Origin of the sequence: Hymenobacter sp. UYCo722, from assembly GCF_040547115.1 — a bacterium.
Classification (GTDB): domain Bacteria; phylum Bacteroidota; class Bacteroidia; order Cytophagales; family Hymenobacteraceae; genus Hymenobacter.
The window spans coordinates 498,870-520,960 of the sequence record NZ_JBEPPC010000001.1 but is presented as its reverse complement, the minus strand read 5'-3'; the positions used below and the strand labels follow the sequence as shown (position 1 = coordinate 520,960).

The 22,091-nt window shown below is 55.6% G+C and carries 18 protein-coding genes; 11 read left to right on the top strand and 7 right to left on the bottom strand.

Annotated features, from left to right (window positions below; all coding sequences use genetic code 11):
* Positions 1 to 62: 62 nt before the first annotated feature.
* A complete protein-coding gene (locus ABIB44_RS02250; protein ID WP_354582995.1) occupies positions 63 to 1,376 on the top strand; it encodes a bifunctional folylpolyglutamate synthase/dihydrofolate synthase in 1,314 nt (437 codons plus the stop codon).
* A 94-nt stretch (positions 1,377 to 1,470) separates the two neighbouring features.
* The gene (trmB, locus tag ABIB44_RS02245; RefSeq protein WP_354582994.1) at positions 1,471 to 2,136 is read left to right on the top strand and encodes a tRNA (guanosine(46)-N7)-methyltransferase TrmB; all 666 of its coding nucleotides are present in this window, start codon (positions 1,471 to 1,473) and stop codon (positions 2,134 to 2,136) included.
* Between the two features lie 97 nt (positions 2,137 to 2,233).
* Here the strand turns inward: trmB and ABIB44_RS02240 are convergent, their stop codons facing one another.
* A complete protein-coding gene (locus ABIB44_RS02240; RefSeq protein ID WP_354582993.1) occupies positions 2,234 to 2,830 on the bottom strand; it encodes a hypothetical protein in 597 nt (198 codons plus the stop codon).
* Between the two features lie 144 nt (positions 2,831 to 2,974).
* On the opposite strand from ABIB44_RS02240, the gene rpe reads away from it, so the two are divergent.
* Together rpe and ABIB44_RS02230 are read left to right on the top strand one after the other, a co-directional pair.
* A complete protein-coding gene (gene rpe, locus ABIB44_RS02235) occupies positions 2,975 to 3,688 on the top strand; it encodes a ribulose-phosphate 3-epimerase (RefSeq protein WP_354582992.1) in 714 nt (237 codons plus the stop codon).
* 27 nt (positions 3,689 to 3,715) lie between these two features.
* The gene (locus tag ABIB44_RS02230) at positions 3,716 to 6,322 is read left to right on the top strand and encodes a TonB-dependent receptor (RefSeq protein ID WP_354582991.1); all 2,607 of its coding nucleotides are present in this window, start codon (positions 3,716 to 3,718) and stop codon (positions 6,320 to 6,322) included.
* On the opposite strand, the gene ABIB44_RS02225 is transcribed toward ABIB44_RS02230, so the two are convergent.
* Positions 6,319 to 7,050, bottom strand: coding sequence for a sterol desaturase family protein (locus ABIB44_RS02225; protein WP_354582990.1), 732 nt, complete (start codon positions 7,048 to 7,050; stop codon positions 6,319 to 6,321). The two genes, ABIB44_RS02230 and ABIB44_RS02225, sit on opposite strands and share 4 nt — an antisense overlap.
* Before the next feature lie 95 nt (positions 7,051 to 7,145).
* Positions 7,146 to 7,712: a Crp/Fnr family transcriptional regulator gene (locus tag ABIB44_RS02220; RefSeq protein ID WP_354582989.1), complete on the bottom strand. Its 567-nt coding sequence runs from the start codon at positions 7,710 to 7,712 to the stop codon at positions 7,146 to 7,148.
* 433 nt (positions 7,713 to 8,145) lie between these two features.
* On the opposite strand from ABIB44_RS02220, the gene hisG reads away from it, so the two are divergent.
* From hisG to hisIE, 7 genes are all read left to right on the top strand, one after another.
* Positions 8,146 to 8,997, top strand: a complete 852-nt coding sequence (hisG, locus tag ABIB44_RS02215) for an ATP phosphoribosyltransferase (protein ID WP_354582988.1) — start codon at positions 8,146 to 8,148, stop codon at positions 8,995 to 8,997.
* 10 nt (positions 8,998 to 9,007) lie between these two features.
* On the top strand, positions 9,008 to 11,401 hold the full coding sequence (gene hisD, locus ABIB44_RS02210; protein WP_354582987.1) for a histidinol dehydrogenase: 2,394 nt from the start codon (positions 9,008 to 9,010) through the stop codon (positions 11,399 to 11,401).
* 54 nt (positions 11,402 to 11,455) lie between these two features.
* A complete protein-coding gene (gene hisB / locus ABIB44_RS02205) occupies positions 11,456 to 12,562 on the top strand; it encodes a bifunctional histidinol-phosphatase/imidazoleglycerol-phosphate dehydratase HisB (protein ID WP_354582986.1) in 1,107 nt (368 codons plus the stop codon).
* A gap of 66 nt (positions 12,563 to 12,628) precedes the next feature.
* Positions 12,629 to 13,216 (top strand): imidazole glycerol phosphate synthase subunit HisH, encoded by a 588-nt coding sequence (gene hisH, locus ABIB44_RS02200; protein ID WP_354582985.1) that lies wholly within the window; start codon positions 12,629 to 12,631, stop codon positions 13,214 to 13,216.
* 23 nt (positions 13,217 to 13,239) lie between these two features.
* The gene (locus ABIB44_RS02195) at positions 13,240 to 13,956 is read left to right on the top strand and encodes a 1-(5-phosphoribosyl)-5-[(5-phosphoribosylamino)methylideneamino]imidazole-4-carboxamide isomerase (protein ID WP_354582984.1); all 717 of its coding nucleotides are present in this window, start codon (positions 13,240 to 13,242) and stop codon (positions 13,954 to 13,956) included.
* 62 nt (positions 13,957 to 14,018) lie between these two features.
* Positions 14,019 to 14,774 (top strand): imidazole glycerol phosphate synthase subunit HisF, encoded by a 756-nt coding sequence (gene hisF / locus ABIB44_RS02190; protein WP_354582983.1) that lies wholly within the window; start codon positions 14,019 to 14,021, stop codon positions 14,772 to 14,774.
* A gap of 52 nt (positions 14,775 to 14,826) precedes the next feature.
* Complete coding sequence (gene hisIE, locus ABIB44_RS02185) at positions 14,827 to 15,495, top strand: bifunctional phosphoribosyl-AMP cyclohydrolase/phosphoribosyl-ATP diphosphatase HisIE (RefSeq protein ID WP_354582982.1); 669 nt, start codon at positions 14,827 to 14,829, stop codon at positions 15,493 to 15,495.
* 68 nt (positions 15,496 to 15,563) lie between these two features.
* Here the strand turns inward: hisIE and ABIB44_RS02180 are convergent, their stop codons facing one another.
* The 4 genes from ABIB44_RS02180 to ABIB44_RS02165 all read right to left on the bottom strand — a co-directional run bounded on the left by ABIB44_RS02180 (position 15,564) and on the right by ABIB44_RS02165 (position 22,091).
* Positions 15,564 to 16,586, bottom strand: coding sequence for a hypothetical protein (locus tag ABIB44_RS02180; protein ID WP_354582981.1), 1,023 nt, complete (start codon positions 16,584 to 16,586; stop codon positions 15,564 to 15,566).
* Positions 16,587 to 17,576: 990 nt separating this feature from the next.
* Positions 17,577 to 18,737, bottom strand: coding sequence for a tetratricopeptide repeat protein (locus tag ABIB44_RS02175; RefSeq protein WP_354582980.1), 1,161 nt, complete (start codon positions 18,735 to 18,737; stop codon positions 17,577 to 17,579).
* Between the two features lie 198 nt (positions 18,738 to 18,935).
* Entirely contained in the window at positions 18,936 to 21,584 is a 2,649-nt protein-coding gene (gyrA, locus tag ABIB44_RS02170; RefSeq protein ID WP_354582979.1) for a DNA gyrase subunit A, read from the bottom strand.
* A 237-nt stretch (positions 21,585 to 21,821) separates the two neighbouring features.
* Entirely contained in the window at positions 21,822 to 22,091 is a 270-nt protein-coding gene (locus tag ABIB44_RS02165) for a hypothetical protein (protein ID WP_354582978.1), read from the bottom strand.

Genomic DNA, 22,091 nt, shown 5'->3' with positions numbered 1-22,091 from the left:
TATTGGTGCGTGGCCCGCTGAGCCGTAATTTGGCATCTCAACGCATTACATACCATTGCTCCGTGACATACGCCGAAACCCTTGCCTATCTATACGAACAGCTGCCGATGTTTCAGCGGGTAGGGGCAGCTGGGTTTAAAAAAGGATTGGGTAATACCCTGGTGCTCGCGGAAGCCCAGGGACATCCGGAACAAAAATTTCGCAGCGTGCACGTGGCCGGTACCAACGGCAAGGGCAGCAGCTCGCACTTGCTGGCGGCTGTGTTGCAGGCGGCTGGCTACAAGGTGGGCCTCTACACTTCGCCGCACCTGCGCGAATTCACCGAGCGCATTCGCGTGAATGGGCGTGAGCTATCGCCGGAGTATCTGGTGCAGTGGGTTGCGAAATGGCGGCACTTATTTGAGCAGGTGCAGCCCTCGTTTTTTGAGATGTGCGTGGCGCTGGCCTTTTCGTACTTCGCCGAGCAGCTCGTGGATGTGGCCGTGGTGGAGGTAGGCCTGGGCGGGCGCTTCGATTCCACGAATATTATCACGCCGCTGGTTTCCCTCATCACCAACATCAGCTTCGACCATCAGGCGTTACTAGGCAATACGCTGGTCGAGATTGCGGGCGAAAAAGCCGGTATCATTAAGTCTGGCGTGCCAGTGGTGGTGAGTCAGTTTCAGCCGGAAGTAGCCGAGGTATTCCGGCGCGAAGCGGCTGCTAAACTGGCCCACTTGGTCTTTGCCGATGAAATTTATGGCGCGCAATTTTCCGCCGAGGCCGACCCCGAAACCGGTTTGCGGCCGCTGGCCTTGCGCCAGCACGGCCGGCCGTACCTGCCCAATGCCGAGTTGGGCCTGCCCGGCGACTACCAACAGCTGAACCTTACCGGCGTATTGGCTACGCTTGACGAGCTGCGCGCCCAGGGTTTCCGCATTACCGAGGCGGCGGTGCGCGCCGGGCTGCGGCAGGTTACCAAGCTCACGGGCCTGCGCGGCCGCTGGAGCGTGATTGGCCGCCGGCCGCTGGTGGTGTGCGACACGGGCCACAACGCCGCTGGCCTGCGCATGGTGATGAGCCAGCTAGCGCGGGTGCCGCACAAGCTTTTGCATTTGGTAATTGGCACCGTAAACGACAAAGATGTGCCTGCGATGCTGGCGCTGCTGCCCAACGAGGGTGTTTTCTACTTTTGTGCCGCCGCGATACCACGAGCCCTGCCCGCGGCCGAGCTGGCGGAACTGGGCCGGCAGGCTGGGCTGAAAGGCCAGGCGTACGAGTCGGTAACTGCGGCGGTAGCGGCCGCCCGCACGGCTGCCGGGCCCGATGATGCGGTGTTTATCGGGGGCAGCACCTTCGTGGTGGCCGAAGTGGCCGAGCTCTATGCCGATGCTTAAGCGTCGGGCGGCGTAATTTTGGGGCTGGCCCGGACCGTCGACTGCCCAAGCAGGCGGCAGCGGGCTTTTTTAAACTCCTCATCACCCTCTGCTTTTGGCCCGCGTTAAGCTCCAGCGTTTTCATGATAACGCTACCCGTCCCGATATTATTGAACCCGGTAAACCCGAATACGAGCAGCTTGGTGGCCGTTGGCGTACCGATTTTTTCTCCAATCCGCATCCACTAACGCTGGAAGTAGGTTGCGGCAAAGGCGAATACACCGTGGGCCTGGCCCAGCGCCATCCGAACCGTAATTTTCTGGGGCTCGACATTAAAGGCGAGCGCATCTGGCGGGGCAGCAGCCGCGCCGCCGAAATGGGCCTGACCAACGTGGGCTTTGTGCGGATGCGGGCCGAGGCGCTGGCCGCACAGTTTGGTGCCGGTGAGCTGGCCGAAATCTGGATAACCTTTCCCGACCCCCGGCCGCGCGACCGCGACATCAAGCGTCGCCTCACCTCGCCGCGTTTCCTGGCGCTCTACCAACAGTTACTCACTCCTGGAGGCCTGCTGCACCTAAAAACGGACAACGAGGACCTTTTTGAATATACCCTCGAGGTGCTGGCAGCCCGGCCGGGGACGGTGGTTGAGCGGTTTACCCGCGACCTATACGCCGAGACGGATGTCGAGTTTGCCGAGGCACAGGCGATTCAGACCAACTTTGAAGGGAAGTACCGGTCCATCGGAGTTCCCATCAAATACGTTCGGTTCCGGCTGAGCTGACACTTGCCGAACCAAGCGCAGGGAAGTCTGTGGAAGCCGCCGATTCAGCGACCATCAACTATTTTACTGCGCTCACCCTGGAAAACCAGTGATTAAATCATTCTAATTCCAGCGCTTCGAATACGGCTTCGAGCTGGTCGAAATCGCGCAGGCCGGGCTTCACTTCATTGCCCGATGGGAATGACAACCCCGCCAGGGGAAGTTGGGTGGCCGCTTCCCGTGCGCGCTCGGGGTGCAGGCCCGGGCCCAGCCACAGCGGCCGCTGGGTAGCTAGCGCCGCCAGGAACGGCGAAGTCAAAGGGGCATCCATTGGCAGCTCAACCACGAAGCCCACCGGTACAGCTGGTAGTTCACCTATTCCGGCCGCGACTTCGGTGGCGTTCAGTTCCAGGTAAACCGGAGGGGCGATTTCGGCCAATTCTTCCGGGGTGCGGAAGGAGCGGAGCAGGACGGCATCGAGGCCGCATTCGGCGGCCAACGCGTTTATTTCCGGAGCACTAAGCTGGCTGAACTCACCTATCAGTTCAACCCCGGCAATCCAGCCGGCCAGCTCTTTCACGGTTTTGGTATCGAGATGGTCGGGCAGGGCGGGGTCGAGCACGAAAGTGAGTTTGTCGGCACCCATCCCGGCGCAGTAGCGGGCGTCGGAAAGATTGTTGATGCCGCGGATGAGCAGGGGAACGAGGTGAGGCACGTTAAGTCAATTAGCAATGAGCGGTGAGCAATGAACCCAGGCCGGGAGCGGAAGTGAGCCGTGCCGGGCGGGCACAAAAGTAGAGCCGCTGGCGCGGCCCGGCGGCATTCGGGGAGTGCGGCGGGCGGCTGTATCTTCGTGCCCATGAACACAACCCGTAGCGCCCCGTTGCTGGCCCCATCGTTTCTGGCCGCCGACCTGGCCAACCTGCAAGCCGAAACCGAACTGCTTGCCAACAGCGCCGCCGACTGGCTGCACTTCGATGTGATGGACGGCCGTTTCGTACCGAATATTTCTTTCGGCCTGCCCGTGCTGCAAGCCGTGGCGCGCTACGCCAAGCAGCCCATCGACGTACACCTGATGATTGAGGAGCCGCAGCATTACCTCAGCGCGTTCCGCGACGCGGGCGCGGCCGGCATCACGGTGCACTACGAGGCCTGTTCGCACCTGCACCGCGTAGTGCAGCAAATCAAGCAGCTGGGCTGCCGGGCCGGCGTGGCGCTGAATCCGGCTACGCCCGTAGCGCTGCTCGAAGACATCGCGGCCGACCTCGATGTGGTGCTCATTATGTCGGTTAACCCCGGGTTTGGTGGTCAGGCCTTCATTCCAAACACCCTGAAAAAAGTGGCTATGCTGAAAGAGCTGCTGCTCGATACCGGCTCGGATGCTTTGATTGAAGTAGATGGCGGCGTGAACATGGACAACGCCGGCCCGCTGGTTGAAGCCGGGGCCGACGTGTTGGTGGCCGGCAACTTCGTTTTCAGCGCGCCCGAGGGGCCGGTCGCTACGCTGGCCCGGTTGCGCGAACACCTGACCGGGCTTGAAATGGGTGCCGAGGCTACGGGCCGGCGGCAATAGGTGCGTGGGTCCTTCGTTCTCTGCTTCGTGAATCAACCCACTACGCCGCTCCGGCCCGGTCTGCCGATTTCGTCTTTTGCTTTTCCCGGCCGCTGGCTGCTGGCCGGCACGGTGGTGTTGGCACCGCTGCTGCTGTTTCCAACTTTGGTCCGCGCTCAGACAGAGACTCCAGCCGCTACTCCGCGCGAGTACACCCTTGCCGGCCTGCTGCGCGATAGCAATGGGCAGCCGCTGGAACTGGCCGCCGTGGGTGTCGAAGGCCAGACGACGGGCGCCAATACCGCCGCCGATGGCAGCTTCCGCCTGCGGATAATGGCCCCGGCTTCGGGCCAGTCGTTGGTGCTGGTGGTGCGCCGGCTGGGCTATTTGCCTATTCGCCAAACCCTGCGCCTGCCCGCCGATGCCAACCGGACCCTGCGCCTAACCATGCGCCTGGATACAAAAGCGCTGGGTGGCGTGAACGTGACGGCCCGTGGCACGCAGGGCGATACCCGGGAGGAAGTAAGCCTGACCCGCATCGACCCACGCCAGGCCAAGGAGCTACCCTCGCCGTTCGGCGATTTCAACGCTATTCTGAAAACGTTGCCGGGCGTCATGTCCAATAACGAGTTGAGCAGCACGTACAACGTGCGCGGCGGCAACTACGACGAAAACCTGGTGTACGTGAATGGCTTTGAGATTTACCGGCCATTTCTCGTTACCTCGGCGCAGCAGGAGGGACTTAGCTTCATCAATGCCGACCTCGTGAAGCAGGTTGAATTCAGCAGTGGCGGCTGGCAGCCGAAGTATGGCGACAAGCTGGCTTCAGTGCTGAGTGTGGACTATAAAACGCCCGAAAAATTCGCGGCCTCACTCACGGCCAGCCTGGTCGGGGGAGCGGCTCACGCGGAGGCTCGTTCGGCCAACGGCCGGGTGAGCTACCTGGCTGGCGTGCGCTACAAGAATGCCCAGTACGTGCTCAACTCGCTGAGACAGGCACAGGGCGGCTATAACCCAACGTTCTACGATGCGCAGGCATTTGTGAATATCGGCCTGGGCCACAAGGACGACCTGCAGCGCACTACGTTGGGCCTGATGGGCGTGGTGGCGCACAACGATTACCGATTTGCGCCCGCCACGGGCGAGTCGACGTTCTCAACCGGCGTAAACCAGCTGACGCGGGTGTTCATCGGCTACGGTGGCCGCGAGCGCATGCAGTTCGATACCTACCAAGGTGGCCTGAACCTGAAACACGACTTTTCCTCCCGGTTACAAGTGGAGGTGCTGGGTTCGGCCCTGATTTCGCGCGAATTTGAATACCGCGACGTAGAGGCCGCTTATCGGTTTGCTGAAATCAACCGCGACCCCAATTCGCCCGACTTCAACCAGGCCGTGCGCGAGCGTAACCTGGGCTCCGAATTTAAGCACTCGCGCAACAACCTCACGGCGCGCATTTTTACCGCCGAAACCCGGGGGCGTTGGGCCCCGGCCGCCAACCACACCCTGCGCTGGGGCGCTAAAATCGGCCGCGAAAAAATCGCCGACCGGCTCGACGAGTACAGCTACGCCGACTCGGCCGACTTCGTGCCCGATGCCCGCCGTACCCGCCTGCTTTCCGACCTAAGCCTGCTGAGTACCCGCAGCCAGGGTTTCGTGCAGGATACCTGGAACTTCGATTCGCTGCGTACGCTCACCTACGGCGTCCGGGCGCACTATTGGACCACGAATGGCCAGCTTGTTATCAGCCCGCGCGTGCAATTTTCGCAAATCAGCCGCCGCCACCCCAACCGTTCGCTGAAAGCGGCGGTGGGTGTGTACTACCAGCCGCCGTTTTATCGCGAGCTGCGCACCCAGGCCGGCGAACGCACCAGTTCCAGCCAGCCCCTGGTGCAAACCGGCCAGTTGAACGTAGAGCTGCGGGCCCAGAAATCCTACCACTTCATCGTGGGTAAGGACGTTACATTCCAGGGGTTTGGGCGGCCGTTTAAGTTCTCCAGCGAAGTGTATTACAAGTACCTCACCGACGTGGTGCCCTACGATGTCGATAACGTGCGGCTGCGCTATTTCGGCAAAAACAACGCCCGGGCCTACGCCGCTGGCTTCGATGCCCGGCTCAGCGGCGAGTTTGTGAAGGGGGCAGAGTCGTGGTTCAGCCTGGGCATTCTTACCACCCAGGAAAACGTGGCCGGCGACTCGGCCAACGTGTTCGATGCCGACGGCAAAACCATTGGGCGCGAGGCCAAAGGCTTTATTCGCCGGCCCCAGGACCAGCGCTTCAACGTTGGCGTGTTTTTCCAGGACCATTTGCCCAACAACCCCTCGGTGCGCGGCTATGTGAACCTGGTTATCGGCTCGGGGCTGCCCTTTAGCCCACCCAACCAGCCCGATTTGCGCGGAACAGATGCGTTGGTACGGAGCTACAAGCGCGTCGACCTGGGTTTTTCAAAGGTCATTGGCCTGAAAAATACCGGGGCCCCCAAGGCGCATTTCTACAGCTTCGACAATTTATGGCTGGGCCTGGAAATTCTGAACGTGCTCGGCGCGAACAACGTGGGGGGCTACAGCTACCTACAGGATGTGAACGGCGTAACGTACTCCGTTCCGAGTTACCTGTCGCAACGCCTCGTCAATCTGCGCCTGATTGCCCGGTTCTAAGTGGTTTCGTCCGTCTTGTGCACGTCCTGGAAGCGGAGCATATCGAGCAGGCGCTCTTCCTTGGCGGGGTCGAAGCCACAGGAAGTTGTGAAGGTGGGTGGATTGTAATAGGTGCCGAACAGCATGTCCCACCACACAATATCGCCGTAATTACCGGCGTGCTTTTCGTATTCGTGGTGTATCCGGTGCATCTCCGGGCGCTGAAAAATATAGCCTATCCAGCGGGGGCTACGCACGTTGGTGTGGTAAAAGAACTCACCCAGTGCGGTGCAGAGCGTATAAATGGCTCCGGCCTCTGCACTCAGCCCCAGCAAGGTGTAAATGAGTAGTCCACCGATTATGGAGTTCACCGTCATCTCGACCGGATGCTTGTAGAACGAGGTGATAACTTCGATGCGTTGAGGACTGTGATGAATCTGATGGAAATGCAGCCACAGAAAATCAACCGTATGGCGCCATCGATGCCACCAGTAGAAAACGAACGTAGCCACGAAATAGGCCAGTAGCCCACCGGCCCAGGCCGGCACGTGCTGCGAGAGGTGGAAAAGGGAATAAGCGGACAGCCATTTCTCCCAACTCAGCCCCGCGACTATTACCACCAGCAACTGCACGAAATTTACTGCCAGCACCCGAACAGGCCAGGTGGGCACGGCCGGAAGCTTCCAGCCAGGAATAAGGCGCTCGAGTACGAAGCAGCCGGCGAACACGGCAAAAATGATGAGGAGCATACGGGTTGGGTTTGCGGTGATTGAATGCCTCAAAATTCCGCTTATCGTCCGTCGGCGTTCATGACAAAAGTCATTTTCGACCCTGCTTTTCGCGTTTAAGGCTGCTTGTTGCGCAGGCGGCTCAGGGTTTCCGGGGCCATGCCGAGGTGGGAGGCAATGTGCTGCAGGGCTACCCGCTGAAAAATGGTCGGAAAGTCGCGCAGCAACTCCTGGTACCGCTCGTGGGCTGTGCGCGCGCGCAGGTGCTGCGCGCGCTGCTCACTCATAACATAATATTTCTCAATCAGAAGCCGCCCCACGTAGTTGAACTCGGGAAACGCCTGGTATAACTGCTGCAGCTCGGTGTGCGTGACGGAGTGCACCACGGCCGGCTCCAGCAATTCCAGGTATTCGGTTGAGGGCTGCTGCGTGAAAAAGCTCAGAATGGAAATGACAAAATCGTTTGCCTGCATAAACCACGACGATACCTCGCGGCCGTGCAGCAAGGTGTAGCCGCGCACCAGGCCCGATTCAATAAAATATACCCGCCGGGCCACCTGCCCGGGCCGAAGCAGCAGGTGCCGTGCGGGCAGCATCTCGCTGCTGGTAGCAGCCTCCAAGGCGCTCCGGAGGGCGGGGCTGACTGGCTGAATGGCATCAAGAAACGCAAGAAAGGGAAGCATGCAAAATCCTTTGGTGATGGATAAGGAGCGAGTAGCTAGCACTTGTTTTTCGTCGGCCGAAAACTTTTCGCCCCGTTCAAAAGTATTGGCAGCAACAAAATAAGGTTGCTACATGCCAACTGCTGGCATCTTCGTACTACCTTTGTGCCCGATGAGCTTATTCCCTGCTGTTATTTGCGCTGTTGTAGCTGCCCCGTTGGCAGCCGGCCAGGCTGTTGCGGGTGTCCACCATCACCACCATCTGTGGGAGGCCGGGCTGTGTGCCGGGTGCTGATATAGCGCCGGTAGCTCGAGTCTCCACCTCCGCGCTTGGGGGCTCGCCAGCTTCCAGACACCTCTTTATATTTCCGGGAAATCAAACAACGGCCCGCCGTTGGCTGCTTATTAGGCCGCGTGCTCATCGAGCCGCGTTTTCCGGTCACATACCCGTTTCATGCTCCGTTTAGCCATTCAAAAGTCCGGTCGCCTCAGCGAGGACTCGCTTGCTCTCATCCGCGAATGCGGCATCAGCTTCATCAGCAGTTCTTACAAGCTGAAAACCGAGGCTACCAATTTTCCGCTCGAAATCCTGTTTCTGCGCGACGACGATATTCCCGGCTACGTGCAGGACGGCGTGGCCGACCTCGGCATTGTGGGCCAGAACGTGCTGGTCGAAGCCGGCTACCCCAGTCTGGAAGTCGAGGCCCTCGGTTTCAGCAAGTGCCGCCTGAGTCTGGCCGTGCCCCGGGCCGATGCCTACGCGTCAATCGCAGCCCTGCAAGGCAAGAACATCGCAACTTCCTATCCCAATATTCTGGGCCGCTACCTGGCCGAAAACGGGGTGCAGGCCAATCTGCACACCATCAGCGGTTCGGTCGAAATAGCCCCCAGCATTGGGCTAGCCGAGGCCATCTGTGATATTGTGAGCAGCGGCTCGACCTTGCTTGGCAATGGCCTGCGCGAGGTTGAAACGGTATTCCGTTCCGAGGCGGTGCTCATTGCCCAGCCAAACCTGAGCGCCGAACAGGCCGATTTGCTCGCTCAGCTGCTGTTTCGCATGCAGGCCGTGCGGCGTGCCAAGCGCAGCAAGTACATTCTGCTGAACGCCCCGGTGACGGCCCTCGACGAAGTACGCCGGCTCTTGCCGGGCATCAAGTCGCCTACCGTCACGCCGCTGGCCGAAGCCGGTTGGGTTTCGGTGCAATCGGTGGTGCAGGAAGATGATTTCTGGCACATCACCAGCCAGCTCAAGGCCGTTGGGGCCGAGGGTATTCTGGTGTTGCCCATTGAAAAAATGATTGCTTAGCCGCTCCGCCATGCAGTTTATTACTAATCCCGCTCCCCAGACTTGGGTCGAGCTTCAGCAGCGTCCCGCCGCCTCCGAAGCACCCCAGGTAGCCGCTCGCGTCCGGGCTATTTTTGAGCAGGTGCGCACCAACGGCGATACCGCCCTGCGCCAGCTGGCGGCCGAGCTCGACCAAGCTACCCTGCATGACCTGCTGGTTACTGCGGATGAGTTTGCTACGGCCGTGGCGCAGGTTCCGGCAGGCCTCCAGGCTGCTATCCGCCAGGCAAAATCCAACATCGAGGCTTTTCACACCGCCCAGCGTGAGCCCGAAATCCGACTTGAAACCATGCCTGGCGTGGCCTGTTCGCGGCGCTCGGTGCCGGTGCAGCGCGTGGGGCTGTACGTGCCCGGTGGCACGGCCCCTTTGTTCAGTACCCTGCTGATGCTGGGTGTGCCAGCCCGGCTGGCCGGCTGCCCCGAGGTAGTGGTATGTACGCCGCCGCAGCCCGACGGCTCCATCAGCCCGGTTATCCTGTTTGTGGCCCAGCTGCTGGGAATCAACAAAGTTATCAAAGCTGGTGGGGCGCAAGCCGTGGCCGCGCTGGCACTGGGCACGGCCACGGTGCCCGCTGTCGATAAGATTTTTGGCCCCGGCAACCGCTACGTGACTGCCGCCAAGCAATTGGCGGCGGCGGAGTTTGGCGTGGCCATCGATATGCCCGCCGGCCCGTCGGAAGTGCTGGTTATTGCTGATGCCAGCGCCAACCCTGTTTTCGTAGCCGCCGACCTGCTCTCGCAGGCCGAGCACGGCCCCGACTCGCAGGTGGTGGTGCTGAGCGACTCGCAGCAGGTACTGGAAAGCGTGCAGGCTGAAGTAGCGCGGCAGTTGGAAACGCTGCCCCGCCGCGAGGTAGCTGCGCTGGCTTTGGACAACAGCCGCGCCATTCTGCTGCCTGATGCGGCGGCTATGATGGCTTTCTCCAACCAATACGCGCCCGAACACCTTATTCTGGCCACCGACAACGCCGAGGCACTAGCGGCCCAGGTCACCAACGCGGGCTCGGTTTTTATGGGCCACCTCACCCCCGAGGCCGTGGGAGACTACGCCTCCGGAACCAATCACACTTTGCCGACCAGCGGCTATGCCCGGCAATACAGCGGGGTGTCGCTTGACTCATTCGTAAAGAAAATTACTTTTCAGCGCCTGTCGCCGGCGGGTTTGCAGGCCCTGGGCCCGGTGGTGGAAACCATGGCCGAAGCTGAGGGCCTGGTTGCCCACGCCCGCGCCGTGACCCTACGCCTGACCACGCTGGCTGCTGATAATACTGCTGCTCCCCACGACTCAGCCTCAACAGCAAATCCTTACGCCGGTCTCGTCCGCCCCAGCGTGGAGCGCATGCAGGCATACTCCTCGGCCCGCGACGAGTTTGAAGGATTGGCCGCGGTCATGCTTGATGCCAACGAAAACAGTCTGGGCTCGGTGGGCCCCGACGACTTCAGCCGTTATCCCGACCCGCATCAGCGGGCCATCAAAGCCGATTTAGCGAAGATTAAAGGAATTCGTCCTGACCAGATTTTCCTCGGCAACGGCTCAGATGAGGCGATTGACTTGCTCGTGAGGCTCACCTGCACGCCGGGGCAGGATAGCATAATCATCTGCCCGCCAACTTACGGGATGTATGAGGTAGCCGCAAACCTAAACGACGTTCGCGTCGAGCGCCTGCCGCTTACGGCCGATTTTCAGCTGCCGGCTAATGCCGCCGAAATGCTCGCGGCTTCGCGGGCCAAGCTGGTTTTCCTGTGTTCACCCAACAACCCCACGGGTAATTTATTGGCTCAGGAAGCTATCGAAGCCATCCTTGCTAATTTCAGCGGCTTGGTTATCGTTGATGAAGCCTACGCTGATTTTGCCGACGCCCCCAGCTGGATTACCCGGCTGGCAGAGTTCCCGCGCCTCGTGGTGATGCAGACTTTCTCGAAAGCCTGGGGGCTGGCCGGCTTGCGCCTCGGGGTGGCTTACGCTTCGCCCGCGCTCATCGGCTACCTCAACAAAATAAAGCCGCCGTATAATATTTCGGCTGCCACTCAGCAGCACGCCCTGGCCGCATTGGCCAATGCTCCTCAGCTGCCCGAGATGCGTTCCGAGCTATTGCGGGGCCGCGACTGGCTCGGCCAACAATTGGCGCATCTTTCTATCGTGGAGCACATTTTTCCTTCCGATGCTAACTTCCTTTTGGTGCGTTTCAACGTGGATGCCACCGCGGTGTACGATGCGCTGAGTAACCGGGGAATTGTGGTACGTAACCGTACCAGCCAGCCCGGCTGTGCGGGTTGCCTGCGCCTCACCGTTGGCACGGCCTCCGAAAATGCTCAATTAGTTCAGGCCCTGGCCGAAATAGGAGCGGAGGTAACCAGCGCCTAGTGGCCATTGGAAATCTCAGCACTGTCCATTATTCACTGATTATAATAAATTGATTTGAAAAAGGCTCTGTTCATCGACCGCGACGGCACCATCCTAGTGGAGCCCCAGCCCAGCCAACAAATCGACGGCCTCACGCCCGATAAATTCCAGTTTTTGCCCGGGGCCATCAGCAACCTGGCGCGCATTGCCCGCGAGCTGCCCGAGTACGAGCTTGTTCTCGTGAGCAATCAGGATGGACTGGGAACTGCCAGCTTCCCCGAAAACACATTCTGGCCGGCGCACCAGCTGATGCACGACATATTGGCGACCGAAGGTGTGCACTTCGCCGCCGAACATATTGACCGCAGCTTCCCGCACCAGAACCTGCCCACCCGCAAGCCCGGAACGGCGCTGCTGGCTCAGTACCTCGACCCGGCCCATGGGTATGACCTTGCCAACTCCTACGTAATCGGCGACCGCCTCACCGACGTGCAACTAGCTGTCAACCTCGGCAGTCAGGCCATTCTAATAGGAGAGGAGCCGGACCCGCGTGCCGCTCTCACGACCACAAGCTGGGACGACATTTATCGTTTTCTGCGTTACCCGGCTCGCGTAGCCGTCATCGAACGTAACACCAACGAAACGCAGATTACCATTCGCCTGAATCTCGACGGCTCAGGGAAATGCGACATTCACACGGGTCTGGGTTTTTTCGACCACATGTTGGAACAGCTTGGGCGGCACAGCGGGGTAGATTTACACATAAGTGTAAAAGGTGATTTGCATATCGATGAGCACCACACGGTTGAAGACACCGCTTTGGCGTTGGGTACGGCTTTCTCCCAGGCCTTGGGCGACAAGCGTGGTCTGGCGCGCTATGGATTCTTATTACCCATGGATGAAGCCTTGGCCCAGGCTGCCATCGACTTTGCGGGGCGGCCCTGGCTGGTATGGAACGCTGATTTTAAGCGGGAACGGGTAGGAGATTTACCCACTGAGCTGTTTTTCCATTTCTTCAAATCTTTTACCGATAACTCACGGGCAACGCTGAACATCTCGTGCCAGGGCGATAACGAGCATCATAAGATTGAAGCCATCTTTAAGGCAGTTGCCAAAGCCATCAAAATGGCATTGCAACGAGATGAATCGGGAACGATTCCCAGCACCAAAGGGATTTTGTAGAATTGATTAAGTTTATCCAAATCAATCAAAATCTTGTTTGTCATTTGGATAATAAAGTTTCTTGCTATGGAAATTGCAGTAGTAGATTACAAAGGCGGTAACGTGCAGTCGGTTCTGTTTGCCCTTGAACGCTTGGGCGCTCGTGCCACGCTCACTGCTGACCCCGAGGCATTGCGCCGGGCCGACAAGGTGCTTTTCCCTGGCGAAGGAGAAGCATCATCGGCCATGCAGGCCCTGCGGGAAGCCGGCCTCGATGTAGTGCTGCCTACGCTGACCCAGCCGTTTCTGGGGATATGCTTGGGTATGCAGCTGCTCGGGCAACACAGTGAGGAAAACGATACGCCAATGCTCGGGCTGCTGCCCTTCCACGTGCGGCGTTTCGTGGCTGACCCCACTCACAAAGTGCCGCACATGGGCTGGAACAACCTTCAGGCTTTGCGTGGGCCGCTTTTCGCAGGCCTGTCCGAAGCCGACCACGTTTACTTTGTGCATAGCTACTACGCGCCTGTCGGCGACTACTCCACCGCGCAAGCGACTCACCCGGCTGCCTTCAGTGCAGCGGTGCAACATCGAAATTTTCACGGGGTGCAATTCCACACCGAAAAGAGCGGAGCAGTTGGTACCCGGATTCTGACCAACTTTCTGAACCTTTAATACTTCTAACAACAGCTGCCAACGTGGAGATTATTCCCGCTATTGACCTTATTAACGGGCAATGTGTTCGGCTTAGTGCCGGGGACTTTGCTCGCCAGACTACTTACGACGCTGACCCGGTAGCTGTGGCACAACGGTTTGCCGATGCCGGCCTACGCCGCTTGCATTTGGTAGACTTGGATGGTGCCCGAGCGGGCAAACCCGTTAACCTGGCTGTGCTGGAAGCCATTGCCCGCCATACCAGCTTGGATATCGATGCTGGAGGGGGAATCCAAACCGACGACGCGTTGGCTCAGGTACTCAATGCCGGTGCCCGCCACGCCACTGCTGGTAGCCTGGCGGTGCGCGAGCCGGCTACCGTGCAGCGGTGGTTGGCCAATCATGGTCCTGAAGCTATTTTCCTGGGTGCCGATTTCAAGGGCGAGCACATTCTAATCAGTGCCTGGGCCGAGCAGAGTACGCTCACACTGGCCGCCTTTATTGAGCAATATCTGGCAGTGGGTGCCACAACCTTCATCTGTACCGATGTTAGCAAGGATGGCTTGTTGCAGGGGCCGGCGCAGGCAACTTATCAGCAGCTGGTGCGTCAATTTCCCGCGGCGCGTTTCGTGGCGAGTGGAGGAGTTACCACTATTGCTGATTTGGAAGCACTTGCTGAAATAGGCATGCATGGGGCTATCATTGGCAAGGCGCTCTATGAAGGTACTATTGCCTTGCCTGACCTCCTCCGCTTTTTATAAGCCATTGATTTAGCCTATCAAATGCCTGTCACCCATTAAGTCCACTTAAATTCAAACAATCCGTGGTAAAGAAACGACTCATTCCCTGCCTCGATGTGCGCGATGGGCGTACCGTTAAGGGCATCCAGTTCGAGGGTTTGCGTGATGCTGGCGACCCTGTGGCACTGGCCGAGCGCTATGCCCGGGAGGGGGCCGATGAGCTGGTTTTTCTCGATATCACGGCCACTAACCAACGCCGCCAGCCACTTACTGAGCTAGTGCGTAACGTAGCGCGTGTGCTTGATATTCCATTCACCGTGGGAGGAGGAATCAATACCCTGGCCGACGTTGAAGCACTCTTGCTAAGCGGAGCTGATAAGGTTTCCATTAATTCGGCCGCACTGGCCCGGCCTGAATTTATCAACGAGTTGTCGCGCCGCTTTGGCTCGCAATGCGTGGTGGTGGCTGTTGATGCCCGGCTGGTTGATGGTGAATGGCAGGTGATGACCCGCGCCGGTACCACGCCCACTGGGCGTGAAGCCGTTGCCTGGTGCCGTGAAGCTGCCGAGCGCGGTGCCGGCGAGATTTTATTGACGTCGATGAGCCATGATGGTACGAAATCTGGGTTTGCCCTAGAGTTGACCCGTGCCGTGGCCGATGCTATCTCAATCCCCGTAATTGCTTCGGGTGGAGCAGGTCAGCTCGCCGATTTCACGGCTGTATTCCAAGCCGGTGGTGCCGATGCCGCTTTGGCTGCCAGTATTTTTCACTTCAATGAAACGGCAATACCCGCTCTAAAGAGTTACCTTCTAGAGCAAGGTATCGCGATACGTCCCTGATATTAGGAGCTATCTGGCTGTTTTCTATTCGTTTTAATCCACTATCACTATAATGTTTGCTCAACCTGCTTCTCTAGATACGCTCCGCTTTGATTCCGTCACCGGATTAGCCCCGGCAATTGTGCAGGATGCCGCGACTGGCCAAGTGCTGATGCTGGGCTATGTTAATGCTGAGTCTTGGGCCAAAACCCGAGAGCTGGGACGTGTAACTTTTTTCTCACGCTCAAAAAATCGGCTTTGGACTAAGGGCGAAGAAAGTGGTAACTTCCTGCAGGTCGAAAGCCTTCATGTCGACTGTGATGCGGACACTGTGCTAATTCGGGCTACGCCGGCAGGACCTACCTGCCACCGGGGTAGTATTAGTTGTTTCGAGCAGCCTGACCAATTGGTTGCCCCAGATGTCGCAGTCGGTTTCATCGCTCGACTAGAGCGCTTGATTGTTGAACGGTATCAGTACCCTGAGCGAGCACCAACATCCTACACTGTCTCGCTTTTCAAGAAGGGAATGCCAAAAATAGCGCAGAAAGTAGGAGAGGAGGCAGTGGAAACGGTTATCGATGCTGTAGCGGGACACCGCGAAACCCTTCCTGGTGAGGTTGCTGACCTTTTATACCACCTTCTGGTTCTGCTTGTAGGGGCTGGTGTTCCGCTACATGAAGTTATTGGAATACTAGAAGAGCGTCATCGTATCCCAAGTACCCGCCATTTAACTGAAGGATAGTCAAACAGTCATAAACACAAAAGCCCATCTGCTTACAGATGGGCTTTTGTGTTTATGACTGTTTACACTTAAATGGCAGACCTGAGCTGTCTTCTGATTTTTTCTAAAAGTGCAATGGCTATCCCAATATCGTCTTCGTCGATAATATCAAGTGAGCTATTGACTCCGGGGCCACTCATTTGCATTTGATATATCACCGTGTTAGACTTTTGCGATTCTATAATGTACGGGACTGGATGAACAGGATTAAAATTTTGATAAGCTTTTTTTTGTTCGGTAGAGGTAGTATCATTTTCTCGATTACCCTCGTAATCTGTTATTGACGTATCTGATGCTGTGTCTGCTTGTTTTAATAAGTCTAAACCAAAGAGCGTAGCAATTGGGTCGTCTGCAGCAGCTTTTTTGTGACTTGTACTCTGACTTTTTTGTTTTACCTGGTTGCTTTGCTGATTATACAATCCAAGTGCTTCTTGAATATCAGTAATTTCTGGTTTACCGATAGTAGGAGGATGCGATAACTCGTTAGTTACCGCTGTGACATCCATTTCTTCTGCCACAGATTTCTGTATTTCTGGCGCTCTATCTATAACCATGCGCCTGGAGGCGCGATTGGTTGCAACATCGATGTCGGCAATGATATTTCGTTCATCAATCAACCCGCACATTCTACAGCCGTCCACAAAAGCTCTCGCCACATTCTGCGCGTTAATCTCCTCCACTCCGAACTCTCGGATGAGCATCACATCCAGCATTTGAACCGGTAGTTCACGGTCCCGAAACTTTCGGCAGATTTGAGTGAAAAGCGGTGGCGTCAAAAAAGCTTCTCGGTGGAACTGTAGTTCCTCAGCCTTGTCGTAGGCGTGCTTGATGCGTCGGAAAAGGGTAGTGGTTGTGAGCAATTCCCTTTTGCTGGTCATTAGCCCAAATTTTACCGCTGAGCCAATAATTGCTTTGAATGAGCCGCTCACTTTTCTATCTAATTTTCTAGCTGCGTTCTCAACTGAACATTTGCCACCCGTATCATCAACAATTTCTGATAGTTCCCAGGCTCCAGTATAGCTAGTTCTAGGATAGTCTATGAGTTTAGGCATAACAGATTTATTGGTTTGGATGGTAAACGTGTACAGTATAAAAAAGTTTTTGACCAATAAAAAATATGTACTTTTTTATGCTGTACATATCCTACTTGGTATTTTTGACTATCACTTGTGTAGCATAAGAAGCTTAAGTTTCTTAAGTTATGAAGCTTTATAGTATATAACTGATGTATCTGTAAGAGTGCTATAAATTCATGAATCTACTTCTAATTATAGGTATTAGAATAGTTTGAATTCATGTATAGTAATTAAAAGTATATAAAATTCTCATAATTAAAACTTTTTTATACTTTAAAATAAAAGGCAAATATTAAACTGTTAATAAGAGGAGGGAAGACAGCAAATTTGAGGTCGTAGATAGAAACATGAGTTGAGTGAACGACAGTCAAATAACAGAATTGAACTTGGGGCTATCATTGATGAGAAACAAGCTGAAAATGGTTAGCACGGTGTACGTTAGGAAAATCCTAACTCTAGAGAGTAAGCCCGGTTATCATCCCAGGTTCAAATAAGCGAAGTGATGAATGGCTTTGAGCCGAACTACGGACAGCTAATCAATTTGCTGCTGTCGAGAAGTCAGACATTGACACAACTGCAGAAAGATTATACCATGCGCGACGTATAGGTAATTACCTCGACGGCTCATATAACCACGCTATATTAAGCAGAATGGTATCTGAACCAAGTGCTCTTATGGTCTAAAGGTGGCAAACATAATGAAGGTGGTGGTGATATACAAAGACCTTCTGCCAAAGAAAGCGCAGCAGATACATGTATCGTAGGTTCCAATGGTACCGGCAAATTGAATTTAATAATCACTTGTAATACCTAACGCTTAAAAACAAGGTAACGTAGTAGGATGACGTAGCAGATAGAAATAACAAATTTAATAGTGTCTTATAATTTATATTATGTTAAGTTGAAGGGCAAAGTAAGAGGCCCGGTCAGTATAACCGGGCCTCTATGCTCCTACTAAAAGGAGACTTATTTCTTATCCATAGCATCGATACGCGCCTGCATGCGCTCCGAATCAGCGTTGCGGCCTAATCGGAAATAGATTTTCTTCAATGACGTCAACGTATTGCGGTCGTTAGGCTGGACCTCCAAGCCATGCTCGAAGTATGGAATAGCTGATTCGAAGTATTTTTTACCGTCAGCTTCCAACTTTCGGCCTGAGACTTGGTAGGTCTTCAAATCCATCTTACTGGCCTTCGTGTAGGCATCAGCAGCTTTGTTATAATTATAAACACCTAAGTTGAATTGAGCATCAAAGTTTTTTGGGTCAAGCTCAACTGCTTTGCGATAATCAGCGACTGCGAGGTCAGTCTTCTTCTGCTGGTCATAAAGGGAACCTCGAACCGCGTAAAGGTTGGAGTTCGTAGGGTCGGCAGCAATTGTCTTGTTGATTTTTGCTATTGCATCTTCCCCTTTGCCACCGGCCAGCGAGGCATTCAAATCCTCCAGCATAAAGTTTTTATTATTCGGATAAGCAGCCAATGCTTGCTGAAGTATTTTGGTAGCTTCAGCATTATCGTTCTGCTGGCGAGCAATTTGGAGCAAACGATTATAAACAGCCGCCGACTTATAGTTCATACCCAGCAATTGGTTATAGCTGGCTTTAGCACCCGTAAAGTCCTGCTTAGCTTCATAGGCATAAGCCGAATAGAGCACTGCGGTTGTATCCTGGGGTTTGATTTGAGCCGCTAGCTTGTAGCTACCAATGGCTTTTTCATAATCCTTGGCATTGTAGCTGTTAACCGCGTCATTAAAAGCCCTAGCATACAGTGCATCCATTCGTGAGCCTGCTTGCTTACCAAATTCGCCGTCTTTGGTATCGATTTCGATGGTTTTAGTGTAAGACTCATAAGCTTTTTGCAGGCCTTCACCTGGTTGCAGCTGCTTACTATAAATAGGGCTTTCAAGCATACCCTCGTAAATCTGCCCCCGTGTTAACCAGGTTTTGGCTTTGCCGCTGGTTTTCTCATTCACAATAGCTTTATCGATTTCTACCCGAGCTTTATCGAGCAGACCAGTACGTTGGTTCAGGATGGCATTAGTGACGGCCGACGTTTGGGCCGATACCATCAGGGGTGCCCCAGTGGCCAGCGTGGCGGCAGCGGCGAGCGTCAAAAAAGTCTTCTTCATGAGGTTAGGGATGTGCTGCTTCAACTTACTTGTGACCCGAAAGAACTGGGCATAACTAGTTGAGCAACTACGTGAAATTGAAAAAAAGTGCGGGATAAGTACCTTATTTATCGGGTCACAAACGCCAAAGCGCGACCTTGGGTTCGCCAAAAATAAATGGGGCGGCCCAAATGGACCGCCCCGCTCCTACTTCAGCAACTATGCCAAATCTGATTCATCTTCAGAATCCACTTCATCATCGTCTTCGTCAAGGTCATCTTCATCCTCCATGTCACTGGCATCATCCTCGTCAGCATCTGCGTCATCAGCCAGCGTTGAAGTAGTCATCACCATGCCGTTTTCAGCGATGGTCTCCCCTGCTTCACCAACTAATACGGCGGCTAATTCAGCATCCTCCTCCTTCTCTTCAGCCGCAACTTTCGCCACCGATGAGATTTCGTCATTTGCACTGATTTTGATAAGCCGAACACCCTGCGTAGCACGCCCAATGGTGCGCAAATCGCCGATGCGCAGACGGATGGTAATACCTGACTTGTTGATAATCATCAGGTCATCGGTATCATTCACGTCCTTAATGGCGACCAAATTACCCGTTTTATCGGTGATTTTCATGGCACGCACACCCTTGCCACCCCGCTTGGTAATACGGTATTCTTCGAGTACACTACGCTTGCCGAAGCCATTTTCACTAACCACTAGCAATTCCTGCGTGGGGTCAGATACGCAGACCATACCCACTACGCGGTTGCCGGGCACATCTTCGAGGCGAATTCCACGCACGCCAGCAGCGGAGCGGCCCATTGAGCGGGCTTCGCTCTCGTTGAAACGAACGGCCCGGCCAGTACGGGAAGCCAGAATAACCTCGGCGTTCGGTGCCAGCAGCTGCACATCGAGAATACGGTCGCCTTCGTTAATGGTGATAGCATTGATGCCGGCCGTACGAGGACGCGAGTAAGCTTCAAGTGGCGTTTTCTTCACCGTGCCCTGCTCGGTGCAGAACATCAGGTAAGTATTTTCCAGATAGTCCGGGTCTTTCAGCCCACGTACGTTTACGACGGAACGAACTTTGTCTTCGCGCGGAATCTCGATGAGGTTCTGGATAGGGAGACCTTTGGTCGCCTTCCCTCCTTCCGGCACTTCGTATACTTTCAGCCAGAATACGCGACCCAGCTCGGTAAAAAACAGCAGGTATTCGTGCGTAGTGGCGACAAACAAGTGCTCGGTGAAGTCATCTTTCTTCGAAATGGCCCCACGCGAACCGGCACCGCCCCGGCCCTGAGCACGGTACTCGTCGAGATTGGTACGCTTGATATAGCCTTCGCGGGAGATGGTAATAACCATCGCCTCATCAGCAATCATGTCTTCGGTCGAGAAGTCGCCGCCCTGATAGTTGATTTCGGTGCGGCGGGCATCGCCATAACGCTCCCGGATGTCTTCGAGCTCGGTTTTGATGATACCGCGCTGCAAAACGTCCGAAGCCAGCACCGACTTCAGGTAATCAATAAGCTTCATCAGCTCATTGTATTCAGCCACGATTTTATCGCGCTCCAGGCCGGTAAGGCGCTGGAGGCGCATATCGAGAATAGCGCGGGCCTGTACCTCGCTCAACGCAAAACGCTCGATGAGCTGGCCACGGGCTACCTCGGGGTCGCGTGAACCCCGAATGAGTTTAATAACCTCGTCGAGATGGTCGAGCGCAATGAGCAAGCCTTCCAGAATATGGGCGCGCTTCTGCGCTTCCGCCAACTCGTACTTGGTGCGGCGAATAATAATTTCGGCGCGGTGCTCAACGAAGTAATGAATGAGCTGCTGCAGGTTCAGCGTCATCGGGCGGCCTTTTACCAGGCACACGTTGTTGACGCCAAACGAGCTTTGCAGCTGCGTATACTTATATAGGTTGTTGAGTACCACGCTGGGCATGGCGTCGCGCTTGAGGTCGTAAACGATGCGCATGCCGTCGCGGTCCGACTCATCGCGCATGTCCGAAATGCCCTCAATCTTCTTGTCATTGATGAGCGCAGCGGTTTTCTCAATCATCGACGCCTTATTCACCATGTAGGGAATTTCGGTAACGACGATTTGCTCCTTGCCAGTTTTCGAGGTCTCAAAAGTGGCTTTGGCACGCATTACGATGCGGCCACGGCCAGTCTCGAAAGCCTGCTTTACGCCCTCGTAACCGTAAATAATACCACCGGTGGGGAAGTCTGGGGCCGTCACGTACTGCATGAGCTCAGTCACCGTGATGTCAGGGTTGTCGAGGTAGGCAATAATGCCGTTCACAACTTCCGTCATGTTGTGAGGGGCCATATTCGTGGCCATGCCCACCGCAATGCCCGACGTGCCGTTCACCAGCAGGTTAGGGAACTTGGCGGGCATTACGCTGGGCTCTTCCAGCGAGTCGTCAAAATTAGGCTGAAAGTCTACCGTGTCCTTGTCTAGGTCACTCAGCATTTCATCCGAAAGGCGCTTAAGGCGCGCTTCGGTGTAGCGCATGGCGGCTGGCGAGTCCCCGTCAACTGAGCCGAAGTTACCCTGGCCATCTACTAGCGGGTAGCGCAGGCTCCAGTCCTGGGCCATGCGGACCATGGTGTCGTACACCGAGCTATCGCCGTGTGGGTGATACTTACCCAGCACTTCACCCACGATACGGGCCGATTTTTTATACGATTTATTGTAGCCCACGCCCAACTCGCTCATGCCGTAGAGCACGCGGCGATGCACGGGTTTCAAGCCATCGCGCACGTCGGGCAGAGCCCGGGAGATAATAACCGACATCGAGTAGTCGATGTACGCCCCGCGCATCTCGTCTTCGATGTTTATCGGAATGATTTTTTCGCCTTCCGCCATTGAGGGGGTTGCTAGGCGGCTAATAAAATCCCAATGAAGGGGCTTTATAGCCGCACGGTGAATGGTTCTTTATATGCGTGCGAAGATACAACAAAAAGGCCGCAACGACAAGCGCAGCGGCCTTTTTTGAGGGCAATCGAATGGACTAATTAACGGCAGATGACAACACTGTAGCAACCCGCAAATGAACAATTCCGCCCGAAGGCCCAACCACTTAAACCTCGACCTACGGGCTGGTTATTTCAGCGTTTTGCTACGGTCGTTATTGGGCAGATAGCTTTTATCCTTGTGCGTCTTGATTTTCTCGCCGATGGCAGGATTTTGCTTTTTCCAGAGCGGCTGCCCCCGATACTTAATGCCATTGTGGAAATGGACCTTACGAACATGACAAGTATCAATCGGGCAGGAGCGGCAACTAGCCAGCACGAGCAACAATATGGGCAACAAACGCAGTATCGGCTTCATGGCAGCAAAGGTACGGGCTGTGGGCGCTAGGGATATTGTCAT